Origin of the sequence: Pseudoxanthomonas sp. UTMC 1351, assembly GCF_040948865.1 — a bacterium.
GTDB lineage: Bacteria > Pseudomonadota > Gammaproteobacteria > Xanthomonadales > Xanthomonadaceae > Pseudoxanthomonas_A.
The window spans coordinates 20,932-44,191 of the sequence record NZ_JAVGJT010000010.1 but is presented as its reverse complement, the minus strand read 5'-3'; the positions used below and the strand labels follow the sequence as shown (position 1 = coordinate 44,191).

At 62.8% G+C, this 23,260-nt stretch carries 18 protein-coding genes; 7 read left to right on the top strand and 11 right to left on the bottom strand.

Annotated elements, in window-relative coordinates:
• Positions 1–10: 10 nt before the first annotated feature.
• The 7 genes from AB6O04_RS08705 to AB6O04_RS08675 all read right to left on the bottom strand — a co-directional run bounded on the left by AB6O04_RS08705 (position 11) and on the right by AB6O04_RS08675 (position 7,415).
• Positions 11–700 carry a DUF484 family protein gene (locus AB6O04_RS08705; RefSeq protein WP_368563465.1) on the bottom strand — a complete coding sequence of 230 codons (690 nt, stop codon included), beginning with the start codon at positions 698–700 and terminating at the stop codon, positions 11–13.
• A complete protein-coding gene (dapF, locus tag AB6O04_RS08700; protein WP_368563464.1) occupies positions 697–1,527 on the bottom strand; it encodes a diaminopimelate epimerase in 831 nt (276 codons plus the stop codon). The genes AB6O04_RS08705 and dapF overlap by 4 nt, the downstream gene beginning before the upstream one ends.
• Before the next feature lie 29 nt (positions 1,528–1,556).
• Positions 1,557–1,835 (bottom strand): lipoprotein, encoded by a 279-nt coding sequence (locus tag AB6O04_RS08695; protein ID WP_368563463.1) that lies wholly within the window; start codon positions 1,833–1,835, stop codon positions 1,557–1,559.
• A gap of 136 nt (positions 1,836–1,971) precedes the next feature.
• Positions 1,972–2,439, bottom strand: coding sequence for a YbaN family protein (locus tag AB6O04_RS08690; RefSeq protein WP_368563462.1), 468 nt, complete (start codon positions 2,437–2,439; stop codon positions 1,972–1,974).
• Between the two features lie 200 nt (positions 2,440–2,639).
• Entirely contained in the window at positions 2,640–4,793 is a 2,154-nt protein-coding gene (locus AB6O04_RS08685) for a S9 family peptidase (RefSeq protein WP_368563461.1), read from the bottom strand.
• Between the two features lie 103 nt (positions 4,794–4,896).
• Positions 4,897–7,002 carry a prolyl oligopeptidase family protein gene (locus tag AB6O04_RS08680; RefSeq protein WP_368563460.1) on the bottom strand — a complete coding sequence of 702 codons (2,106 nt, stop codon included), beginning with the start codon at positions 7,000–7,002 and terminating at the stop codon, positions 4,897–4,899.
• Positions 7,003–7,079: 77 nt separating this feature from the next.
• Positions 7,080–7,415, bottom strand: coding sequence for a hypothetical protein (locus AB6O04_RS08675; protein WP_368563459.1), 336 nt, complete (start codon positions 7,413–7,415; stop codon positions 7,080–7,082).
• Positions 7,416–7,598: 183 nt separating this feature from the next.
• Here AB6O04_RS08675 and AB6O04_RS08670 point away from each other — a divergent pair, with 183 nt between their 5' ends.
• Positions 7,599–8,174, top strand: coding sequence for a lipocalin family protein (locus AB6O04_RS08670; protein WP_368563458.1), 576 nt, complete (start codon positions 7,599–7,601; stop codon positions 8,172–8,174).
• Positions 8,175–8,727: 553 nt separating this feature from the next.
• Here AB6O04_RS08670 and AB6O04_RS08665 read toward each other — a convergent pair.
• The gene (locus tag AB6O04_RS08665) at positions 8,728–9,696 is read right to left on the bottom strand and encodes a helix-turn-helix transcriptional regulator (protein WP_368563457.1); all 969 of its coding nucleotides are present in this window, start codon (positions 9,694–9,696) and stop codon (positions 8,728–8,730) included.
• Between the two features lie 422 nt (positions 9,697–10,118).
• Between AB6O04_RS08665 and AB6O04_RS08660 the strand changes: the two genes are divergently transcribed.
• Together AB6O04_RS08660 and AB6O04_RS08655 are read left to right on the top strand one after the other, a co-directional pair.
• Positions 10,119–10,712: a hypothetical protein gene (locus tag AB6O04_RS08660; protein ID WP_368563456.1), complete on the top strand. Its 594-nt coding sequence runs from the start codon at positions 10,119–10,121 to the stop codon at positions 10,710–10,712.
• Between the two features lie 173 nt (positions 10,713–10,885).
• Positions 10,886–11,797 (top strand): YdiY family protein, encoded by a 912-nt coding sequence (locus AB6O04_RS08655; protein ID WP_368563455.1) that lies wholly within the window; start codon positions 10,886–10,888, stop codon positions 11,795–11,797.
• A 231-nt stretch (positions 11,798–12,028) separates the two neighbouring features.
• On the opposite strand, the gene hemC is transcribed toward AB6O04_RS08655, so the two are convergent.
• From hemC to AB6O04_RS08640, 3 genes are all read right to left on the bottom strand, one after another.
• Complete coding sequence (hemC, locus tag AB6O04_RS08650) at positions 12,029–12,943, bottom strand: hydroxymethylbilane synthase (RefSeq protein ID WP_368563454.1); 915 nt, start codon at positions 12,941–12,943, stop codon at positions 12,029–12,031.
• A 192-nt stretch (positions 12,944–13,135) separates the two neighbouring features.
• Positions 13,136–13,870, bottom strand: coding sequence for a LytR/AlgR family response regulator transcription factor (locus tag AB6O04_RS08645; protein ID WP_368563453.1), 735 nt, complete (start codon positions 13,868–13,870; stop codon positions 13,136–13,138).
• A 90-nt stretch (positions 13,871–13,960) separates the two neighbouring features.
• Positions 13,961–14,644, bottom strand: coding sequence for an alpha/beta hydrolase (locus AB6O04_RS08640; RefSeq protein ID WP_368563452.1), 684 nt, complete (start codon positions 14,642–14,644; stop codon positions 13,961–13,963).
• A 219-nt stretch (positions 14,645–14,863) separates the two neighbouring features.
• Here AB6O04_RS08640 and AB6O04_RS08635 point away from each other — a divergent pair, with 219 nt between their 5' ends.
• From AB6O04_RS08635 to AB6O04_RS08620, 4 genes are all read left to right on the top strand, one after another.
• A complete protein-coding gene (locus AB6O04_RS08635) occupies positions 14,864–17,401 on the top strand; it encodes a TonB-dependent receptor (protein ID WP_368563451.1) in 2,538 nt (845 codons plus the stop codon).
• Between the two features lie 17 nt (positions 17,402–17,418).
• Complete coding sequence (locus tag AB6O04_RS08630) at positions 17,419–18,585, top strand: phosphatidylinositol-specific phospholipase C1-like protein (RefSeq protein ID WP_368563450.1); 1,167 nt, start codon at positions 17,419–17,421, stop codon at positions 18,583–18,585.
• Positions 18,586–18,590: 5 nt separating this feature from the next.
• Positions 18,591–20,141, top strand: coding sequence for a CehA/McbA family metallohydrolase (locus AB6O04_RS08625; RefSeq protein WP_368563449.1), 1,551 nt, complete (start codon positions 18,591–18,593; stop codon positions 20,139–20,141).
• A gap of 702 nt (positions 20,142–20,843) precedes the next feature.
• Positions 20,844–23,057 carry an EAL domain-containing protein gene (locus AB6O04_RS08620; protein WP_368563448.1) on the top strand — a complete coding sequence of 738 codons (2,214 nt, stop codon included), beginning with the start codon at positions 20,844–20,846 and terminating at the stop codon, positions 23,055–23,057.
• Positions 23,058–23,260 lie beyond the last annotated feature (203 nt).

The following is a 23,260-nucleotide window of genomic DNA, read 5'->3' as shown; positions in this document are numbered from 1 at the left end:
CACGCCGCCCTCAATCATCGAAGCGCTTCAGCGCCGTCACCAGCGCCTCGCCCATCATGCGCAGGAACAACGTTCCCATGCCGGGATAAAAACGGTTGGCGTCGTGGCTACCCACCGCCACCAGACCGATCTCCGGCAAAGGCAGCAATGCCGACGAGGTGACATCCTCCGCTCGCGCACCGTACAGCAGTACGTTCTTTTCCGGTTGCAAGCGGCCGCAGATCGGTTCGCCTTCGCGCAGACAATCGCGGAACGGCGTCAGATGCGGGCTGTCCTGCGGAATGATTTGCAGCCAATCCACGTCCTGGAGCCCTTCCACGGGTTTGAGCAGGACGATGCTGACGCGGTCGCCATTGAAGTCTTCAGCCAGCGACGCCGCCATGGCGCGCAACGTATCGGCGGCGGTGCGCTGCTTCAACAGCGCCAGCGTCAGTTGATGAGTGCGCACGGCCAAGCGCTCGTTTTCCTGGGCATTGGCGAACAGATCGCTGAGCCGCTTGGAGAGTTCGCGGTTCTTGTCGCGCAACACTTCCAACTGATAACTGGCCAACGACGCCGTGGGGCCTTCGTCGCGCGGCACCACCAGGCTCAAGGCCAGATCGGGGAACTGCTTGAGAATAGTGGGGTGGCGCCGGAGCCAAGCGGCGACTTCATGCGCGCCGAGTTTTTCCTGCCCGTTTTTCTCGCGATGGTCGCTCACTGTGCCCATTCCCCTTCGAATACGAATGCCGCCGGTCCCGACATGATGACCTGTGCATCGTCGTCCGGCCAGCGAATGCCCAACTCGCCGCCGGGCAGCATGATGGTTACGTCACGATCGACGCGGCCGCGCTTCATCAGCACCGCGGCAGCGGCGCACGCACCACTGCCGCAAGCCAGCGTCTCGCCGACGCCACGTTCGTATACGCGCAGACGGATGCGATCGCGCGCGACCACTTCCGCAAAACCGACATTCGCCGATTCCGGGAAATGCGCCGATTGCTGCAACGCCGCGCCATAGTCGGCGACCGGCGTCTGCGCGACAGACGGCACTTCAATCACGGCATGCGGATTGCCCATCGATACCGCGCCAAAACGCAGCCGAAGACCCACGCCGGCAATCGCCTCGTATTCGTCCTGCACGCGGCCGAATCCATGCATGGGAATGCGCGTTGGCTCAAAATCCGGCACGCCCATCGCGATGGCATAACGGTTGCCGTCCAGGCGTTCCACGTCGTGCGTCGCCAGCGGGCTGTCCATCCGGAAGCGAGTGCCTTGGGCGGCGCCGTCGCGTACCAGCCAGGCGGCGATGCAGCGCGCGCCGTTGCCGCATTGCTGCGAAGGCGAGCCGTCCGAATTCCAGATGCGGTACGACGCCACGGCACCTTCGCTACGTGGCGCCTCGATGGTCAGGATCTGATCGCAGCCGACGCCGAAATGACGATCGGCCAACTGCGACGCCAGGGTGGCGTCGGGCGGCGCTATCCCGCCGCGCAGATCCAGCACGACGAAGTCGTTGCCCGCGCCTTGCATCTTGGTGAAGCGCATAGTGGTCTACCTACCGTATTCGGCCGGACTCAGCGGCCGTCGGTCGCTGGCGGTACGGGAGTCTCCACCGGAGTCTCCACCGGAGTCTCCACTGAAGTTTCCGCCGGGGCGTCGATCGGGGGTTGGGCCGGGAGCGTACCGTCGTCTGCCGGCGGCGCTTCCGCGGGATCAGTGGGCATCATTTCCTCAGGCACTTCCTGCTGGTCTGGAGCCGGCTTTTCCGGCAGGAACAGCGGGCCTTTGGCACCACAGGCGGATAGCAGTGCCACGGCGGCGGCAGTCGATGCGAAGCGTGCGAATTTGCTCATGCGGCGGAGTATAGCCAGATGGCGATGAATGAGCAGCGGCATGTCCTGAGGGCGCTTTCTATCATCGGGAAAGCCAGAAGCGGGAAGCGAGAGATGGAAGTGGACTGGCGCAGAAGGAATATGCGCCAGGAAAGTGTCATTCCCTGTTCCCTGTTACCTGTTCCCCGTTTTGCCTAGGCGATTCAGGACGTCGCCACAGCCAAGCAGCCACTATCGCCATACAAGCAATCGGTATCGCCGCCATCCACCAACGATGCGAACCGACCGACAGCATGATGGTCAACAGCACCACCGCAGACAGCAACATGGTCAACGTCGCCGCCCACTTGGCTCGCCGCGACACCGCACCGTTCGCCTGCCAATCGCGAATCATGGGGCCAAAGCGCTTATGTGCCAGCAGATACCGGTGCAGGCGTTCAGAACCACGGGATGCGGCAAAGGCAGCGATCAGAATGAACACCGTCGTGGGCATGACGGGCAAGAAGATACCGACGATACCGGCCGCGAGACTGCAGTACGCCAACACCAACCAGGCCCAGCGGTACCGGGAAGGAGCGCTTTCCCGGGTCTCGGGCGAAGGTGGGGAGCCGGGTCTGTTTTTCACCTGGACGTTTTACCGCATTCGCCAGGACGGCGTAAGCCGCGATGTGTGGGATAGACCGTCTTCCTACAGAAGACGGCAGTCTTGTAGAGCCGAGCTTGCTCGGCTGATCGTGTCCGAAGCCGATACACGAAGAGCAGCGGAGCAAGCTCCGCTCTACGAAGAGCGGCATTGCTTCGTGTACCGGTACTCCGCTCAGCAGTTCAGCGAGCGGCACCAGTGGATAGTGCATCCGTTGTCGTATCCGTCACACCCAACTGATCCAGCACAAAGGCGTAGTACTCGGACATTTCCCGGTAGCGGCGGAAGCGGCCGGATTTGCCGCCGTGGCCGGCTTCCATGTTGGTGCGGAACAGCACCGGCAGCTTGCCCGTGTTCACGTCGCGCAGCTTGGCGACGTACTTGGCCGGCTCCCAGTACTGCACCTGCGAATCCCACAGTCCGGTGCCGACGAAGATCGCCGGGTAGGCTTCCGGCTTCAAGTTGTCGTAGGGCGAATAGGTGACGATGTAGTCGTAGAACGCTTTCTTTTCCGGGTTGCCCCACTCGTCGTATTCGTTGGTCGTCAGCGGAATGCTTGGATCCAGCATGGTGGTGACCACATCGACGAACGGCACCTGCGACACCAGCACGCGATATTTGTCCGGCGCCAGGTTTGCGATGGCGCCCATCAGCAATCCGCCGGCGCTGCCGCCCATCGCCGCCACACGGTCAGGTGCGGCATAGCCCTGCTTCACCAGCGCGTCAGTGACATCGATGAAATCGTTGAAGGTGTTCTTCTTGTGCAGCAACTTGCCGTTTTCATACCAGTCGCGGCCCATTTCCTGGCCGCCGCGGATGTGTGCAATGGCGTAGACCATGCCGCGATCCAGCAGGCTGACCACGGTGCCGCTGAAGCCCGGGTCCATCGATGCTCCGTAGCTGCCGTAGCCGTACTGCAGCAGTGCGCCCTTACCGTCTTTTTTATAGCCGTTCTTGTACACCAGCGAGACCGGCACCTGGGTACCATCGCGCGCCGTTACCCACAGGCGCTCGGTGGTATACAGCGATGGGTCGTAGCCGATCACCGGATCGCGCTTGAGCAGCTTGCGCTCGCCGGTCTGGGTGTTCAGTTCGTACTGGGTGCCCGGCGTGGTCATCGAGGTGTAGCTGTAACGCAGCAACGCCGAATCCGGTTCCGAATTGACGGCCAGCCCCATCGAATACGCCGGCTCGTCGGCCTTGACGTATTCCTCCTTGCCATCGGCGCGAATCAGGCGGATGCGCTCCAAGCCATTGGAGCGTTCGCTGACAGCGGTGAAATCGTTGAACAGTTCGAAGCCTTCGATGAAGACCTTGTCATCGTGCGCCAGCCAATCGGTCCATTGCTCGCGCGAAGTAGCGTTGGAAGGCGTGGTCATCAACTTGAAGTTTTTCGCATTCCAGTTGGTACGGATGACCCAACGGCCGTCAAGGTGATCCGCGCTGTATTCCACATCGCGCTGGCGCGGCGCCAGCACGGTGAACACGCCGGGATTGGCCGCCGGCGAGCAACGTTGCTCGGACGAGACCGTGCTTTCCACGCTGATGCAGATGAACTTGTCGTCGCGGGTGCGGCCGATTCCCATGTAGAAGCTGTCGTCCTTCTCTTCATAGACCAGCTTGTCCTGCGAACTAGGCGTGCCCAGCACGTGCGATTTGACCCGCACGGTGAGCAGGGTTTCCGGATCGTTTTCGACGTAGAACAAGGTCTTGTTGTCGTCGGCCCAGACCAGGTTGGCCGACACGCCCTTGATCTCATCCGGGTAGAGCTCGCCGGTCTGCAGGTTCTTGAAGCGCACCACATACTGGCGGCGGCCCACGGCGTCCTCGGCATACGCCAGGATTTTGTTGTCTTGGGTGACTTCCCAATCGCCGACGTTGTAGTAACCCTTGTCCTTGGCCAGTTCGTTGACGTTGAGCAGGATCTGCTCGGGCGCTTCCATGCTGCCCTCGCGGCGGGCGTGGATCGGGTAGTCCTGGCCGGTTTCGAAGCGGGTGTAATACCACCACCCACGCTCGCGGTACGGCACACTGGCATCGTCCTGCTTGATGCGGCCGACGATTTCGCCATACAGCTGTTCCTGCAATGGCTTCGTCGGCGCCATCACCGCGTCGACGTACGCATTCTCTGCGTTCAGATACGCGAGCATCTCCGGGTTTTCACGAGCGTCATCGCGCAGCCAGTAGTAGTCATCGACGCGTTCGGCACCGAACGGCGCCTTGACCACGTGCGGCTTCTTGGCGACATCCGGGGGAGCGATGTCGGCGGCGAGTGCGGAGTTGTATGAAACGGTCATCAGGAGGGTCGCTGCAAACAGGAAAGTGGTGGGTTTCATACTTGGGTCCGCTCGGGCGAGATGCAATGGTGGCTGGGATGGCGGCGCGTCTGGATCATTGCTATCGCGGAAGCCAGGTGGCGATGGCGGGCCGGGGCCCGCCCTATTTCAGCTGCTGCCACAAGAAGGTGTATGCCAGCGCACTCATGTGCGCGGCCTGGGCGTTATTGGCCGCACCACCATGGCCGCCTTCGATGTTTTCGTAGTAGCGAACGTCCTTGCCCGCTTCCAGCATCTTGGCCGCCATCTTGCGGGCATGGCCGGGATGTACGCGGTCATCGCGCGTCGAGGTCATGAACAAAGCGGGCGGATAGTTCTTGCTGTCGTCAAAGAGGTGGTAGGGCGAGAACTTCTGGATGAACGCCCATTCTTCCGGCTTGTCGGGATTGCCGTATTCCGCCATCCACGACGCGCCAGCCAGCAGATGGCTATAGCGCTTCATATCCAGCAGCGGCACCTGCACCACGACCGCGCCGAACAGTTCCGGGTATTGGACAAGCATGTTGCCGGTCAGCAAGCCGCCGTTGCTGCCGCCCTGGATACCCAGGTGCTTGGGCGAGGTGATCTTGCGCGCCACCAGATCCTGCGCGACCGCGGCGAAGTCTTCATAAGCCTTGTGGCGGCTGGCCTTCAGCGCGGCCTGGTGCCAGCGGGGTCCGTATTCGCCGCCGCCGCGTATGTTGGCGACCGCGTACACGCCGCCCTTCTCCAGCCAGCCTTTGCCAACGCCGCCGGAATAACCAGGGGTCAGCGAAATTTCGAAACCGCCGTAGCCGTACAGCAGCGTCGGCGTGTTGCCGTCGTACTTCAGGTCCTTGGGCCGAACCAGAAAGTACGGAACCTTGGTGCCGTCCTTGCTGGTGGCGAAGTGCTGCTCGATAACCTTGCCGGATGCGTCGAAGAACGCAGGCATGGCTTTGAGTTGTTCGGGTTGCTTGCCTATTTCCGCCAACGACAACGTGGTCGGTGTCAGATAATCGGTCACCGTCAGCCATACCGCATCGCTTTCGTCGGCATCCACTGCGCCCACGCCGATGGTGCCGAAGCTGGGAGCACCCACGAATGCGCTGCTCTTCCAGCCTTGGTCTGTAGGCGTCAGCACGCTCAGCCGGTTCTTGACGTCATCCAGCACATTCAGAACCAAATGATGGCGCGTCCAGGCGAAGCCAGATAGCGATGTGCTTTCGGTAGGCGCGAACAGCACTTCGAACTTGCGCTTGCCCGCCAGGTAATCGTCGAACTTCGCCGCCAGCAGCGAGCCGGCGGGATACGTCTTGCCACCGACCGTCCAGGCATCGCGCAGTTCCAGCGTCAGCCATTCGCGGTGAACGCCCTTGTTGGCGGAATTGGGTGCGTCGATCTTGACCAGCTTATTACCGGTCCGCAGATACAACTCGTCGTTGTAGAACGCCAGCGTGCGGCTGACGAAATCGCGTTCGAAACCCGGCGTGTCGTCGTGGTATGCGGCGATATACATGTCGTCCGCCGTGCCTTCGTACACCACGGTGGCGGCGGACAGCGGCGTGCCGCGCTTCCATTCCTTGACGATGCGCGGATAGCCGGAGCTGGTCATGGTGCCTTCGCCGAAGTCGGTGAAGACGTAGACCGTGTCTGCATCCTTCCAGCCCAGCGCACCCTTGGCTTCAGGACGGTAAAAGCCATCCTTCAGGAAGGTCTTGGTGGTCAGGTCGAACTCGCGGGTCTCGTCGGCGTCCGCGCCGCCGCGCGACAGCGCGACCAGGCAGCGCGTGTAGTCGGGCTTGCGACAGTCAGCCCCATGCCATACCCAGTTCTTGCCTTCGGCGGCATTCAGCGCGTCCAGGTCCAGTACGGTTTCCCACTGCGGCTGCGGCTTGCGGTACTCCTCCAGCGTGGTACGGCGCCAGAGTCCGCGCTCGTGGTTTTTGTCTTTCCAGAAGTTGTAGTAGTACTCGCCGATCTTTTCCACGCCCGGGATCTTGGCGTCGGAATCCAGAATGGAGCGGATGTCGCTCTCCAACTGCTTGAACTCGGGTGTGGCGGCTATCTCCGCTTCGGCCTTGACGTTCTGTGCCTTCACCCAATCCAGCTGCTTTTTGCCCTCGACATCTTCCAGCCAGGCGTAGGGGTCATTGGCCACAGGGATCTCCTTGGTGATGGCGGTTCCGGTCGCAGTAATGCCGGCGACAGCAAGGCCCGCCATCAGGCAGGCGTGGGCGAGTTTGGGCATTGAGTAGCGGCTCCGGAGTGTGCGGTTTGATACCTCAACGCTAGCACAGGCCCCTGAGGTCACTCCCCTGCCGAAGGTCAGGCAGCTTGCGTGCGGTGCCGCCATGCGGGGCGTGCGCAGCGACGCGCCTGGCTGCGGAAACGCCTGCGCCGGGCCGGCCGCAATGCGGACTCCCGCGATGCCGGCCAAACGGGCAGGCGGAAGCGGTACATCGCCCACCACGCCGCCAAGGGCATGCCCACCAGCCACAGCGGCATCCAGCCCAGCCAATCGCTGTTGCCGCGCGCGGCAGGCAACAGCAAGACAAGGGCGACCCCGACGCAGGTCGCGTGCCGCAAAGCGCGCTCCAGGGCGGGATAGGCCTGCACCGGTGAGGACGACTGAGAGGAATGGCGAGTCAGGAAATTCGGCATGCTGGCGGCTCCGGTTGGGAAGCCGCAGACTGCCGGCCGGGCATCTCAGCAACTGCGACGCCAGCGGCTGTCGCTCAATTCGCACCGGCAACGCTGAACTGCGGAACAGTGCCTTCAAACGGTCGTCACGGCGGTAATACCATGGTCGACGCAACATCAGCCTTACTTTGCCAGGAGCCTTGCATGACCCTGACGCGCCGCCTTCGTGCCGTACTGATCGGAATATTGATCGTCGTCACCACGGCGTGCGCCACCGGCTCTGTCGACAGAGCCGAAGCGGACGCCATAAATCTGCCGCGCTTCGTCGGCGCCTGGCATGTGATCGCGCACATCCCCTACTTCGCCGAGCGCGGGCACGTGGCCAGCCGCAACGAATACACCTTGCGCGAGGACGGCAAGATCGGCGTGCGCTACGTCTATCAGGAAGGCTTCGGCCAGCCCGTCGATGTCGTGGAATCGCGGGCGTCGGTGAAAGCCGGCACAGGCAACCGCCGGTGGACGGTCTGGTTTTTTGGTGTGGTGCCTACCAAGTTCCGCATTCTGGAAGTAGCGCCGGATTACTCCTGGGCGCTGATCGACTATCCCGAGCGCGACCTGGCCTGGATCTTCAGCCGCACGCCGGCCATGGACGATCAGTTGTACGACACGCTGGTCAAGAAGATGCGCGACTACGGGGTCAATGCGCGCCAGCTGCAACGCGTGCCGCAACTGCCGGAGCAATTGGGCAAGCCAGGGTTCGCTGAGCCTAAGAAGCCGTAGGTCGGCCCTACGCGGCCGACGCGACGTGTTGTCTGATGGTCCACGGGTGCTTCTTTGGAAGTCGCTGGGTCCCGGCGTGCGCCGGGATGACGGGGAATTTGTTGTAGTTTCTTACTGTTACAGCGTCAGCACCAAATTCCTCTACGAATCGATGCGCCGTAGGTCGGCCCTACGCGGCCGACGCGACGTATTGTCTGATGGTCCACGGGTGCTTCTTCGGAAGTCGCTGGGTCCCGGCGTGCGCCGGGATGACGGGGAATTTGTTGTAGTTTCTTACTGTTACAGCGTCAGCACCGAATTCCTCTACGAATCGATGCGCCGTAGGTCGGCCCTACGCGGCCGACGCGACGTATTGTCTGATGGTCTACTGGTGCTTCTTTGGAAGTCGCTGGGTCCCGGCGTGCGCCGGAGGCGCTTTTCAACAGCCGAATGGCTGGTCATGACGGGGAATTTGTTGTAGTTTCCTTACCGACATGGCGTCGGCACTGAAATCTTTCATCGGGGGCGTGGCCCCGATTACGGATCCGATGCGCCGTAGGTCTGCCCTGCGCGGCTACCGCGCGTAGTTGGACAGCGCCAACTCCAGCAGCGACTTGGCTTGCTCGCGCAGCACTGGCGGGTCGACGATCTCCGCATCCGCGCCGTAGTGCAGGATGTCCATCAGCAATTCGCGCGACACGCTGTAGGGAATCTTCAGTTCGTAACGCCCGTCCGGCAGGTGCCGGCCCTGCTGCTTGGAATGCCACTGCTCGTCCGCCACCCATCGCGCGGCCTTGGGGCTGAACATGATGGTGGCCCAGCCTTTCGGTTCGCCCGAGAAGATGCCGTAGCTGGAGGCCAGGTGCTGATTCAGCTCGGTCTCGGGCAAGTCCTGGGCGGGCTCGTCGGACAAGCGTGCATTGCCGATGCGGTCCACGGCGAAGCTGCGCAGCGCCCTGCGCTCGTGATCCCAGGCGTCAAGGTACCAGTTGTCGCGATAGTGCGTGATGCGCTGCGGGGACACCGTGCGGCGGGTACGTTCGTCGGTCGAACGCGCCCGGTATTCGAACTGCAGCTGCTTGCGCTCCAGGACACCGGAAGCGACCACACGGAAGCTGGCTTCATCCAGCTTACGGCCGCGGTGCGGGATGACACGCACGCGTTCCACCGGCCATTGCGCTACGCCGGCATGGTCGGCCAGCAGGCCTTCGATGCGTTTCTGCAGCGGGGCGAGCGCGCCGGAGAGCACGCCGCCGCCGGTGCGCACCAGCAATTGCTGCGCGGCCAACAGGGCGTACAGTTCTTCCGAACTCAACCACAGGCCCGGCAATTCGAAACGTTCGCTCTCGCCAGCGTGGTAACGGAAACCCGCTTCGCCGTCGCCTTCCAGCGGCGCCATCAGCGCATCGCGCAGGTAAGCCAGGTCGCGGTAGACCGTGGCGCGCGAGCAGCCCAGTTCTTCCTGCAATCGCTTTACCGTCACCGGATAGCGCGCGGCTTTCAGGATGCGGTGGAGTGCGGTGATGCGTTCTATCTTGTCCATGGGCGGATTAGGGGTCTGTCGTCAAATGGGTAGCCGTCCGCGCCGTGCCGCCGCGCGTTCGACGCAAGGAAGAGCGAGGAAGTGTATGCCGATACCAGGCCCGAGCGGCGGCGCGGCGCGGACGGCTACTCATTGGATGGCACGCCCTGGGCCGAGATGGGGCCGTTTTCGTCGGATTGACGTTGGTATCGGTGAACGCCCGCCGCACCAGGCGGTCGGGGCCCGTGCGGTGCCTGGGGCGTGCACCGACACCATGGCTGCTTCGCGTTTCGGAGCGCCCGATATCGGCCTGATGGCTTGTCCCTGGCATGCCCGTCTTAGCGCTAACCTGGCACGCCACGCATAACCACGATTTAACCGCACCGTCGCCACACTGCGAAAAACATCGTGGCGACAGCATGACGGACGGAATTCAAGGAAGAATGACGCAGTGGTGCGCCTGGCTCCTGGTCGCCGCCTTGCACATCGCGCTCTATCGGCTGCTGATTTTTTCTCCCGTGTCTACCCCGGTGGTTACCCCAGAAGAGCATCGCGCGCGCCTTGTCCTGGTACCGACGCCACGAGTCATCCAACCACCGCCTTCTCCGCCGCCGGTCGCTGCCAAGGCGCCGACTAAGCGAGAGCGCTCGCCAGCGCCCAACGCCACAACGGAACCGCCGGCCACCGCAATTCCAGCAACCAACGTTTCCGTTGCTGCGCGTATCCAAGGTCCGTTGTGGGATCTGCAGCCGCATGCGGTACCCACACCCGACTTCGCGCCAGACCCACTGCGCAACCGGCGCGCGCGATTGCCCGGAGGCGACCGTGGCGACCGGTTCAAGATGGCACCCTCCATCTCCCCCGCCAAGAAAGTGGTCGCCGCCATCGGACAACTCCTGGGCGGGGCGGGCTATACCCAGGACCCTTGCGTCCGTATCCAGGAGAACATTGCGGGGCTGCTGCCTGATAGCAGCCGATGGAGACGCGAACGCTTGCAGGAAGAACTTCACCGCGACCGTGAACACTGCCGGCCGTGACCACCCGCGATCCTGTTTGTCATCTGCCTTTGGCAGAATTCGTTGACAGAATCCAGATAAGCAATCTGAATCCAAACAATCACTTGGCTTGAAGGCATGTGACTTTGCCGATACCCTGTAACCGCTTCCAGCTCTAATAGAACGGATGCTGCCACGCAATCCGAGGCCCGTGTATGTCCCGCTTTCTCCCCCTCATCGCTACCCTGACCGCTGCTCTCGTGACGCTGGCCCCTGCCGTGCGTGCGCAGGACCAAAACGGGCACGACGAACACCAGAACACCAAGCAGACTGCGCCAGTGGCGCAGAAAAACTTCGCCAAGACGGTCGCCGCCACGCCCAAGCGCACTGCACCGCTGGTCGTCGCCGAGTCGCTGAAGCCAAACACCACCGTCTCGGCGCCGGCGCCAAGGCTGAAGGGTGGCGGCGAGTTGGGCTATGCCGCCACAAACGGCAACAGCAACACCGAAAGCCTCAATGGCCGGCTGGATGTGACCTATTCGGACGGTATCTGGAAGCACAACGCCAACCTGTTCGGCCTGCGCTCGCGGTCCGAATACATGGATGACGATGATGGCGGCGCCCAGCGCAAAACCCGCACCACCGCCAACCGCTACACCTTTGGCGCCAACAGCGGCTACATGATGGATGAGCGCGGCACCATCAACACCTCGCTGCGTTTGGAGGAAGACGACTTCGGCACCTACAGCCGCCAGCAGTCGCTGAGCCTCAGCTACGGCAATCGCGTGATAGACAGCGATCGTGCGCAGCTTGATCTGCAGTTGGGCCCTGGTTACCGCAACGCCCACAATGCGCTGCAAGACCGTGACGAAGCCGGCGTGATCGGGCGCGGATTCTTCGACCTGCGCTATTCGCTGACCGACAACACCGAGATCGTCAACAAGCTGCTGGTCGAATCCGGCGAATACAACACCTTCGCGCAGAACGACCTGGGAGTTTCGGTGACGATGAATTCCCACTTGGCGCTCAAGGCCGGCTGGCAGGCGCGTCACAACAGCGATGTCTCACCCGACCTCAAGAAGACCGACACGTTGACCACGATGAATGTGGTTTATAAGTTTAAGTGAGTGGGGTCAGGGGTTAGGGGTCAGGGAAAAGCCTAGGACTTACCTCCCCCTTGACCAGCCATTCGGCTGTTGAAAGCGAAAAAGGGGGATGACCCGCCATTCGGCGGTTGAAAAGCATTTGAGGGGGATTTGCTTTTGCTCCTACTAAAAATAAAGCAACAGCAAATCCCCCGTAAGCCCCCTTTATAAAGGGGGCGAAGCTAGAGCTTTACGTGTGCTCCCGCTTCCCGCTCAAAGACCGCTCAACAACTCCCCCGCGCCTCGCGCCAGCAGCTGCGCCGCCACCGCTTTACCCAAAGCTTGCGGCGCATCGGCGGCGCCTTCTTTATCCGCCCGCACCAATCTGCCATCCGAGGCCGAACCAACCAAGCCGGACAGCCGCAGGCGTGCTTCATGCAACTCGGCATACGCGGCCACGGGCACATGGCAGCTGCCGTGCAGAGCACGGTTCATGGCGCGCTCGGCTTCCACGCAACAACGGGTGGGTGCGTGGTCCAGCGCTGTCAGCCGCGCGGCGGTGGCGGCATCGTCGCCGCGGCATTCCACCGCGATAGCGCCTTGCGCTGGCGCCGACAGCCACTGCGGCGCAGCCAGCCGGGTGCGGATGCGTCCTTCGAAGCCCAACCGCTGCAGGCCCGCACAGGCCAGCACGATGGCGTCGTATTCGCCGGCATCCAGCCGTGCCAGTCGCGTATTGACGTTGCCGCGCAGATCCAGCAATTGAAGATCCGGGCGCCGCGCACGCAGTTGCGCCTGCCGGCGCAGCGACGACGTGCCCACCCGGGCGCCCATCGGCAGCGCATCGATATCGGCATGGTCCAACGACACAAACGCATCGGCCGGATCGGCGCGTGACAGGATGGCCGGCAACGCGAAGGGCGCTTCCAGGTCCATCGGCACATCCTTGAGCGAATGCACGGCGCAATCGGCGTCGCCGCGCAGCATCGCCACTTCCAACTCCTTCAGGAACAAACCCTTGCCGCCGATAGCGGCCAGCGAACGGTCCAGCACCTCATCGCCGCGCGTGCTCATCGGCACCAGCACCACTTCCAGCCCAGGATGCGCGGCGCGCAGCTGGTCGGCGACGTGTTCGCTTTGCCACAGGGCGAGCGGGCTTTTACGGGTGGCGATGCGTAAAGGTGTCATGCGGCCATTATCCGGCATAAGGCCCTTCGTGGAGCGGAGCTGCGCCCCGCGATAACACCCGATTCGATGGCAACAAGGCCGTCGCAACGGCCGGCGATAGCGAATAGCCACAAAGGCGCTTGTGGTAGAGCCCCCATGGAGAAGCAGCGGGGCATGCTTCGCTCTACGAAGTGATGAACCGCAGGAGCAGGTTTAGAGGTTCTTCACCGTTTCGCGCAGGCCCGCCACGCAGCGGCGGCTGACTTCCAGCGGCGCCTTGCCATGGCGCAGGATGGCCTGCACGTGGCCGTCGCCGACGCGCCTGAGCTCAACCAGCTCGTGCCGCGCGACCAGGCAATTGCGGTGGATACGTACGAAGCGGCCGGTGAATTCCTCCTCCAGCGACTTCAACGACTCCTCGATCAGATCTTCTCCGCGTACGTGATGCACCACCACGTACTTTTCTTCCGCCTGCAGATAGTGCACCTCTTCGATCGGGATCAGGCGCAGGCTGCCGCGCAGGCGTGCGCACAAATGCGTACGCGCCGAACGGTTGCTGATATCCACCGGTGCCTGGTTGCTGCGGCCGGCCACGAAAGTGCGCGCACGCTCGAGCGCCACCGCCAGCCGTTCGGGACGGATCGGCTTCATCAGATAATCGATGGCCGCCGCTTCGAACGCCAACAACGCATGCTCATCGTAGGCGGTGCAGAACACCACGGCGGGGCGCGGGTCGAACGCCGACAGATGGCGTGCGGTTTCCAATCCGTCCACGCCAGGCATGGCGATATCCAGCAGCACCAGGTCCGGGCCGTGTTCCGCGCAGGCACGCAACGCTTCCAGCCCGCTATCGGCTTCCGCCACGACTTCCACACCGGCGTGCTCGGCGAGCAGCGCCCGCAATCGCTCGCGGGCCAGCGATTCGTCGTCTGCGATGACCACTTTCATGTGGGATACCTCAAGATGAACGAATCCCCGTTCCTGGCGCATAGTAGCCGCCGGGGCGTCTATCGTCATCCGGCCGGTACTCTCATCCGGTCACAACGCAAAACGCTGCCCCATCCAGTCACCCAGATCACGGATTTCTTCCGCGCACACCTGGTGGGCCATGGGATAACGGTGCCAATCGATGGTGAAACCGAGCCCCTTCAGCACCTGTGCGCTGCGTTCGGCATAAACCAGGGGAATCACCGGATCGCCTTCGCCGTGGGCCATGAAGATGGGCTGGCGGACCACGGCTTCGGCCAGTGCGCCCGTCGCCTGGTCCGCACCGGGCAAGTAGGTGGACAGCGCGATCAGCCCAGCCAGCGGCTGTGCCCGACGCAGGCCAGCCGCCAAGGCGATCGCGCCGCCTTGCGAAAATCCGGCCAACAACAGTCTTTCGGGAGCGATGCCACGCGCCTGCTCGCGGGCGATCAGGGCCTCCACTTGGACGATGGACTGCGCCACGCCTTCGCTGTCGGCGCGGTTGGGGAAGTCCATGCCCACGATGTCGTACCACGCACGCATGCGCATGCCGTTGTTGATGGTGACCGCCCGCACCGGCGCGTGCGGGAATACGAAGCGCAAGGCAGGCCAACCCGGCCTCACCAGCTCCGGCACGATAGGCGCGAAATCGTGGCCATCCGCGCCCAGGCCATGCAGCCACAGCACCGACCACTCCGGTGAAGCTCCGGTTTCGGTTTCCAGCGCGTCCAACACATCAGCAGAAATATCGTTCATGCCGGCATTGTCGCTGTAGAAGACGGCGAACACCAAGCCTTGGGAATCTCCGGTTGGCTATCCCTGGCGTTAGCCACGTGGGGCCGACGTATGGGATACGCGCACGATTCATGTAAACGAAAGATAGCGGTAACACGCATTTCAAATTAAGCCGCCAGCATGTCTGGCTTCGCGCCGTGCGCGTCCGTAGCCTCTCGTCCGCCATCGGAAACACTACTTATGTCGATCACACCCCACCGCCTTTGCGGCGCTGTCCGCAGCGCTCTGTTCTTCGGCACTTGCGCCGCCTTGTTGAGCTCGCCCGTCTTGGCACAACAAACGGAAAGCAATAGTTCAAGCGACATGCCGGCCGGCGCCGGTCAAGCCGAAGCGACCCGACTGGACACGGTGGTGGTCACCGCACGCGCCGGCACCGGCGTGCGCAGCAAAGCGGAAACCAGCTATTCGTTGACTGCTATCGACGAAGAGCGCCTGCGCATGCAGGCGCCCACCAGCGTCACCGAATCGCTGAAGAGCGTGCCCGGCTTCTGGGTGGAAGCATCCGGTGGCGAAGCCAGCGGCAACGTGCGCGCGCGCGGCATTCCGGTCGATGGCTTCGGCTCCGTCACGCTGCTCGATGACGGTCTGCCGGTGCAGCACGACCCCGCGCTGGGCTGGCTCAATGGCGACCAGGCGTTCCGTCTGGACGAAACCACCGAACGCATCGAAGTAGTGCGCGGTGGCCCGTCATCGATCTTCTATTCCAACGCGCCCGCCGGCGCCGTCAACTTCATCCCCCGCCAGCCCGGCGACAAGGCCGAAGGCATTTTCAAGTACACCCTTGGCGATTACGGCCTGTACCGCGGCGACTTCTGGCTGGGCACGCCGATCGGCCAGGACTGGAAGCTGTCGGTAGGTGGCTTCTACCGCCAGGACAACGGCGTGCGCGACCCCGGCTTTACCGCCAACGATGGCGGACAGGTGCGCGTGAACCTGGTACGCGAACTGGAAGGCGGCAGCTTGTCCTTCGACGTCAAGCACATGGACGACAAGGTGATGCTGTACCTGGGCGTGCCGATGCGGACTTACGCGGATGGTGAAATCCGTGCGGTTCCCGGATTCGACGGAAGCCACGGCACGCTGGCGGGTCCGGAGACCCAGCGCATGCACATGATCACCTACGATGGCGCCGGCTACGACTTCGACAACAGCGAAGGCACCCACGTCAAACGCGATCAGTACACGATGAAGTTCGAAAAGGACTTCGGCGGCTGGGTGCTGCGCGACAGCATGCGCTACAACACCACTGAAACGCAGCGCAATGGCATGTTCCCGAACTCGATGCAAAGCGCACAGTCTTTCATTGACGCCAACGCCACGCCTGCCGTGCTCGGGCGTTATCCGGGCGCGACCGCTTTGCAGCTCCGCTACGTCACCTCACCGGGACAGACCTACGACACCGCCAATCAGAACGGCAACGGGCTGATCGTGATCGGCGGACTGCGCGGCATCACGGTGCCGGTCAACGAACTGATGAACGATGCGCGAGTCTCCCACAGGTTCGAGTTCGGAGAGCAAAGCCACGACGTGAGTTTTGGCTACTACTATGCCCAGGTCGATCAGGACTTCGACCGCTATTCCTCCACCGTTCTATTGGATGTACAGAACAACGCGCGCCTGCTGGATCTGGTGGCGGTGGACGCCAGCGGCAATCCGGTGGGGACCGTCAGCGACGGTGGCATCTGGCGCTACGGCTATGAATGGGAAAACGCCAGCGGCCGTTCGACCACGCATGCGTTCTACCTGTCCGACGAGTGGCAGGTGAATGACCGCCTGCGCATCGACAGCGGCGTTCGCTGGGAAGAGGTAAACACCGAGGGCTGGGTGGAAGGGCGTCGGCAACCGAATCTCAATGGCCCCGGGCCCATCGCCGAAAGCATCATGTACACCGGCGACGGCACCTACTCCCACTACGACCAGAGCTTCGACAAGCTGGGCTGGACGCTGGGCGGCAACTGGCAGTTCGACGACTACTCCGGCCTGTTCGCGCGTTGGACCTCGACGTTCCGGCTGCCGAACCTGGGTTCGTTCATCACCAACGCCACCGCAACGCCGGATATCCAAACCATGGATCTGGGCGAAGTCGGCTACAAATACAGCCATCAGAATTTCGACCTGTATGCCACCGCCTTCTATACCAAGTATGACAACGTCGGCTACACCAACTACGTATTCGACCCCAACAACAATTCGTCGACTCCGCAACGATTGACCGCCAGCACACGCACTACCGGCCTGGAGTTGGAAGGAACGTTCTATCCGGCTGACTGGTTCGATGTTTCGGTGACCGCTACCGTGCAGGACCCGCAGTACGATGGACTGCGATATACCGATAGCGGCAACGTCATCCGCGACTACGACGGCAATCAGCTGATCCGCGTGCCGAAAACCAGCCTGCGGATTGTTCCCGGCCTGAATCTGTTGAACGACCGCCTGCGCCTGCAGTTGTCGTACGAACGCCAGGGCGAGCGCTATGTCGACGTTGCCAACTCGGTACGCCTGCCCTCCTACGATGTCTTCAACTTCAGTGGGCGCTATGCGTTCGACGATCAATGGTCGATGTTCGCCTACGTGGACAATATCGATAACTCGCTGGGGCTTACCGAAGGAAACCCGCGTTCGGGCGAACTCGCGAGCGGCGACGCCGGCGCCAACACTTTCATCGCGCGTCCGCTGCTGGGCCGTGCGTACCGTCTGGCCGTCATGTACCGGTTCTGAGGCGCGTGCAGTTGAAGATGCGAGACCTGGTTATTCCCTTCGCGCGGATGCCTCTCCGTGCGGCTTCGCTACTTGCCGCACTGGCTATTTCGCCATGTGCGGCGGCGGCGACCGCGCCCTGCGATCTGGCGGCGGAAGACGCACGTCAGGCAGGCCCAGGCTGCGCACAAGCATGGATGGATGCGAATCTGCGCATCAACGACATCCAGGTCATCGGCACGCATAACAGCTACAAGCAGCCGATGGCGCCGGAGGTGCTGGCCGCGCACCGCCTGCGTGACCCGGCTGGCGCCGATAGCCTGGACTATGGTCATCGGCCACTGGCCGAGCAGCTGGACCGCGGCGTGCGCGGGTTGGAACTGGATATTTTTCATGACCCACAGGGCGGCCGCTACACGCATCCGTCGCTGGCTGCCGAGCAGCGCCAGGCGATGCGAGCGCCCGGCTTCAAGGTGATGCACCTGTCCGATATCGACTATCGCAGCAGCTGCCAGCCGTTTGCCGAGTGCCTGCGGATCGTGCGTGCATGGTCGCTGGCGCATCCGCGGCATCTGCCCATCGTGATCCTGATCAACGCCAAGGATGGCCCCGCAGCGCCTGGCGCGGTATCACCGCTCCCGTTCGATGCCGTGGCGTTCGATGCACTGGATGCGGAAATCCGCTCTGTATTCCCCGCGGGGTCGCTGATCGAACCACGCCAACTGCAAGGCGATAAGCCTTCCGTGCGGCATGCGATCCGCACCGATGGGTGGCCAACACTGGCGAATGCCCGCGGGCGGGTACTGTTCGTCCTGGATGAGGCCCCCGCCAAAGTGGCGCTTTACCAAAGCACTCGCGCGGATAACAGCGCAATGTTCGTCAATTCCCCAACCGAATCGGACGACGATGCGGCTTACCTGACGCTCAATGATCCGTTGAAAGAGCCAGCGCGAATCGCCGCCGCTGTCGATAACGGTTATCTGATCCGTACACGCGCCGATGCCGACACTTGGGAAGCACGCCGCAACGATACACGCCGGCGTGAAGCGGCCTTCGCCAGTGGCGCGCAGATCGTATCGACCGACTACATCGAACCGGAGCGGCGATTCAGCGACTACCAGGTGCGCCTGCAAGACGGCGCGGTCGGGCGATGCAATCCGCGCCGTGCGGCCGACAAGTGCGCCGGGCTGGCGATCGAGGAATGAGCGAAATGCGTGCGTGGCGTGGATGGCTTGGAATGGTGTGTCTGCTGTTGTGCGTAGTCCCGGTGTATGCGGGTGCCGCCCAGCAGGACGAACACACCACCGAAGAGCATGTCATCGAAGAGCGCGCAGCGGAACTGGTGCTGCGAGGACAACTGGACGGCCGCGATCATCAAACTTACCGCACCGTTCCCTTCACGGTGGCGCCGGGCACCGCGCGCATCACGGTGGAGTTCGACTACACCGGACGGGAAGACAAGACCACGATCGACCTGGGCTTGCTGGACCCCGATGGATTCCGCGGCTGGAGCGGCGGCAACAAGCGACTGTTCACGGTGTCGGCCAATGACGCCACGCCGTCCTACCTGCCTGGCCACTTGAAGCCTGGCACGTGGAAGCTGCTCCTGGGCATTCCCAATATCCGTCCCGACAGCAAAGCCGAGTACACCGCACGTATCCGCTTTACACCGGCGGGCACGCCCGAAGAGATTCCCGCATCGCTGCTACCGGTATTGAATCCGCAGCCCGGCTGGTACCGCGGCGATCTGCACATGCATACCGCGCATAGCGACGCCAGCTGCGCCAACCAATCCGGCACGCGCGTGCCCTGCCCGCTGTTCCTCACCGCGCAGGCGGCCGTAGAACGCGGACTGGATTTTGTCGCCATCACCGATCACAACGCGGTATCGCACCTGCACGACATCCGCGGCTTGCAACCGTACTACGATCGCCTGCTGATGATGCCCGGCATGGAGATCACCACCTTTCAAGGACACGTCAACGCGTTCGGGCTGCAGGCCGATCTGGATTTCCGCCTGGGCAGCGATGAAGTGCCGGACTGGAATACGTTGCTGGAACGGATGCAACAGCGCGGCGTGCCGGTGTCCATCAACCATCCGATGGTGCCCAGCGGCGAACGCTGTATGGGCTGCGGCTGGACACCGAAAAATCCGGTGTCGCTGCACCGCTTCATCGCGGTGGAAGCGGTCAACGGTGTCGATCCTGGCACGCCGATTTCCGGCATTCCGTTCTGGCACAAACAACTCTCGGCAGGATATCGGCTGACCGCCATCGGCGGCAGCGACAATCACAATGCGCCGTTGCAGGAAGCTTCGTTCGGTGCAAGCCGCATCGGTATACCCACCACCGTGGTGTATGCCGAGAATCTGTCGCAGCCCGCCATCCTGGCCGGCATTCGCAGTGGACGGGTGTTCATTGACGTGCAGGGAAGCCGCGACCGCAAGCTGGACTTCAACGTGCGGCATGACGGCGGTGAGACTCCGATGGGTGGTGCGTTGGCGCTGGAAAAAGATGCGCGCGCAAGTTTCACCATCGACATCGAAAATGCCGTGGGTGGACGCGTCGAAGTGCTGGTGGATGGCGAACCTGCGGCGCTACTCGGTGACGCGAAAGTACACAACGCGGCACAGCGCCATAGCTTCGATTGGCGCAGCGATGGCCGACGCCATTGGCTGAGCGTGAATGTCTACGGCGCCGATGGCCGCCTGCAGCTGCTGAGCAACCCGATCTACGTGAACTTCGCTGCGCCAGCCGACTGAGTAATCCGCAAAAAAGCGGCGTGTGTAGGAGCGCCGTCCCGGCGCGAGCTCTTGCTCTATCGCACCGCCAGGGGAAAAGCTCGCGGCGGGACGCCGCTCCTACCAAAGCAAACGCCCATGACCGTAGGAGCGCCGTCCCGGCGCGAGCTCTTGCTTTATCGCATCGCCAGGGAAAAGCTCGCGGCGGGACGCCGCTCCTACAAAAGCGAACGCCCATGACCTGTAGGAGCGCCGTCTCGGCGCGAGCTCTTGCTTTATCGCACCGCCGGGGGAAAAGCTCGCGGCGGGACGCCGCTCCTACAAAAGCGAACGCCCATCACCGTAGGAGCGCCGTCTCGGCGCGAGCTCTTGCTTTATCGCACCGCCGGGGGAAAAGCTCGCGGCGGGACGCCGCTCCTACAAAAGCAAACACCCATGACCGTAGGAGCGCCGTCTCGGCGCGAGCTCTTGCTCTATCGCACCGCCGGGGGAAAAGCTCGCGGCGGGACGCCGCTCCTACAAGAGCAAACGCCCATGACCTGGTTCGGCGTAGATGAATACGCTCCCGGCCGGGAGCGCGCTGCTACCGCTGGTCGGTTAAAGGCGGCGCCGCTTCGGCCGATACACCTGACCAGCCCGGCGCACACCGCCCTTTTCGCGCGTTGGCTGTTATAAAGCCGAGGTCCCCCAGCCATATCCAGAAAATAGCGAGGGATTCATGCCGTGAAGCCGACTGCAGCCACTGCCAGATATTCCGGCCTTTCGTCTGCGGAAGAGGTTTCCCTGGTCGTAGGGCGCAGCGACAACGCGGTGGTCATCTGCGATCCGCAGGCCCGGATTACCTATACCAACAGCGGCTTTGCCAGCATGCTGGGGTACACGCTGGAAGAAGTGGCCGGCCGCCGCCCCAGCGACATCCTGGCCGGGCCGCATACCGATGGGCAGACGCTGGAATACATCCGCTCACGGATCGCCTCGAGAGAAAGCTACCGCGCTGAAATCCTGGTCTATACCAAGGCGGGCGTGCCGATGTGGATTTCGGCCGTGGTCAACCCCATCAGCGATCCGGCCGGCAACCTGACGCATATTCTCGGCGTTTATACCGACATCACCCAGAGCAAGATCCATGAAGTGCTGCACCGCAAGGTGCTGGACGCCATGGTCAACGAATGCCCAATCCAGGAAGTGATGAACGTGGTGTGCCGCGAGGTGGAGAAAATCCTGCCTGACGTAACCGCCAGCGTCATCGGCGTGGACGCGGAATGCCGGCTGCGGCCATTGGCTGCGCCGGGGCTGCCGGAAAGCCTGGCGGCTTTCATCGATGGCCTGGAATGCGGTCCCATGGTCGGCGCCTGCGGTTCAGCCGCCTGGAGCGGCCAACCGGTGATAACGCCGGATATCGCCAACGATCCACGCTGGGAACCTTACAAGGCGCCCTTCCTCGCGCTAGGTCTGCGCGCCTGCTGGTCCAGCCCCATCAAATCCAGCGATGCCCGGGTCCTGGGCACGTTTGCACTGTATTACCGCGAACGCCGTGAGCCGGACGCGTTCCACCTACGTGTGGTGGATCTGTGCCTGCACCTGTGTGCGCTGGCGTTGGAGCGCGAGCGCACCAAGGCGCATGTACACAAGCTGGCCTACTACGACACGCTGACCGGACTGCCCAACCGCGTGTTGTTCAGCGGCAAAGCCGAACAGACATTGCTGGCGGCCGCGCACGCGGATTCTCCAGCCGCTTTCATGTTCATCGACATCGACCGCTTCAAGCGCGTCAACGATACGCAAGGGCATTCGGCCGGCGACAGCCTGTTGCGCGATATCGCGCAGCGCCTGACCTTGGAACTGCGCAGCGTCGACATCGTCGCGCGCCTGGCAGGCGACGAGTTCGCCATCGTCGTACCCGATTGCACCGCGGATCAGGCGGCGGACCTGGCCGACCGTATCCTGGTGCGGCTGTCCGAACCGACCACCGCCGGGCGGATGGCGCTCAATCCCAGTGCCAGCATCGGCATCGCGATATTCCCCAACGACGGCTGGGACGTGGATACGCTGCTTCGCCATTCGGACATCGCCATGTACCGCGCCAAGTCCGAAGGCGGTGGCCGCATCGTGTTCTATAGCGGCGAGATGAACCGCGCCATGCAGGAGCGGCTGGCGCTGGAATCGGCCTTGCGTGACGCCCTGCGTGCCGGTGAGCTGCAACTGCACTACCAGCCGCAGATCGACAGTACCGATGGCCTGCACCTGCACGGCGTAGAAGCGCTGCTGCGTTGGCACCACCCGCAGATCGGCGAGATATCCCCATCGACGTTCGTGCCGATGGCGGAGGAATGCGGGCTGATCGACGAACTAGGCCGTTGGACGCTGGAGCGCGCTTGCCAGCAGTTGGCCGATTGGCGCAAGCGGCAGGTGCCGGTGCCGCGTGTCTCGATCAATCTGTCGGCGATCAATTTCGAGCGCCTGGATTTGCCGGAGTACATTTCCGCCGTCGTCCAAGCCTGCGGTCTGCAACCTGGCGACCTGGTGGTGGAAGTGACCGAAAGCGTCATGCTGGCGCAGAAACCGTCGGTGCTGGCCAATATCGACGCCATCCATCGGCTGGGCATCCAGTTGTCGATCGACGACTTCGGCACCGGATATTCCAGCCTCAGCCACATCCACCGGCTGCCGATCAGCGAGATCAAACTGGATATGAGCTTCGTGCGCGACCTGGAAACCAGCGAATCCGCGCGCGCGCTGACCACTTCGATCCTGCGCATAGGCGAGAGCCTGCGCTTGACGGTTGTCGCCGAAGGCGTGGAAACGCAGGCCCAGCGGGATCTGCTGGCCGATCTGAACTGCCATGTCCTGCAAGGCTATTTGTTCTCACGCGCGCTTTCGCCATCTTCGCTGGAGCGCTGGATCATCGATACGCCAGCCATTGGCCATAGGCGCTAGCAGATCGTAGGTATCGTCTGAGTAGTTGTTGTCATCACCAGCCGTGCGGCTTTTGCTCGTCATGACCAGCCATTCGGCTTTTGCTCGTCATGACCAGCCATTCGGCTTTTGCTCGTCATGACCAGCCATTCGGCTTTTGCTCGTCATTCCCGCGAAGGCGGGAATGACGATAGTTGGTTGTTCAGACCTTCCCTAACAATCTC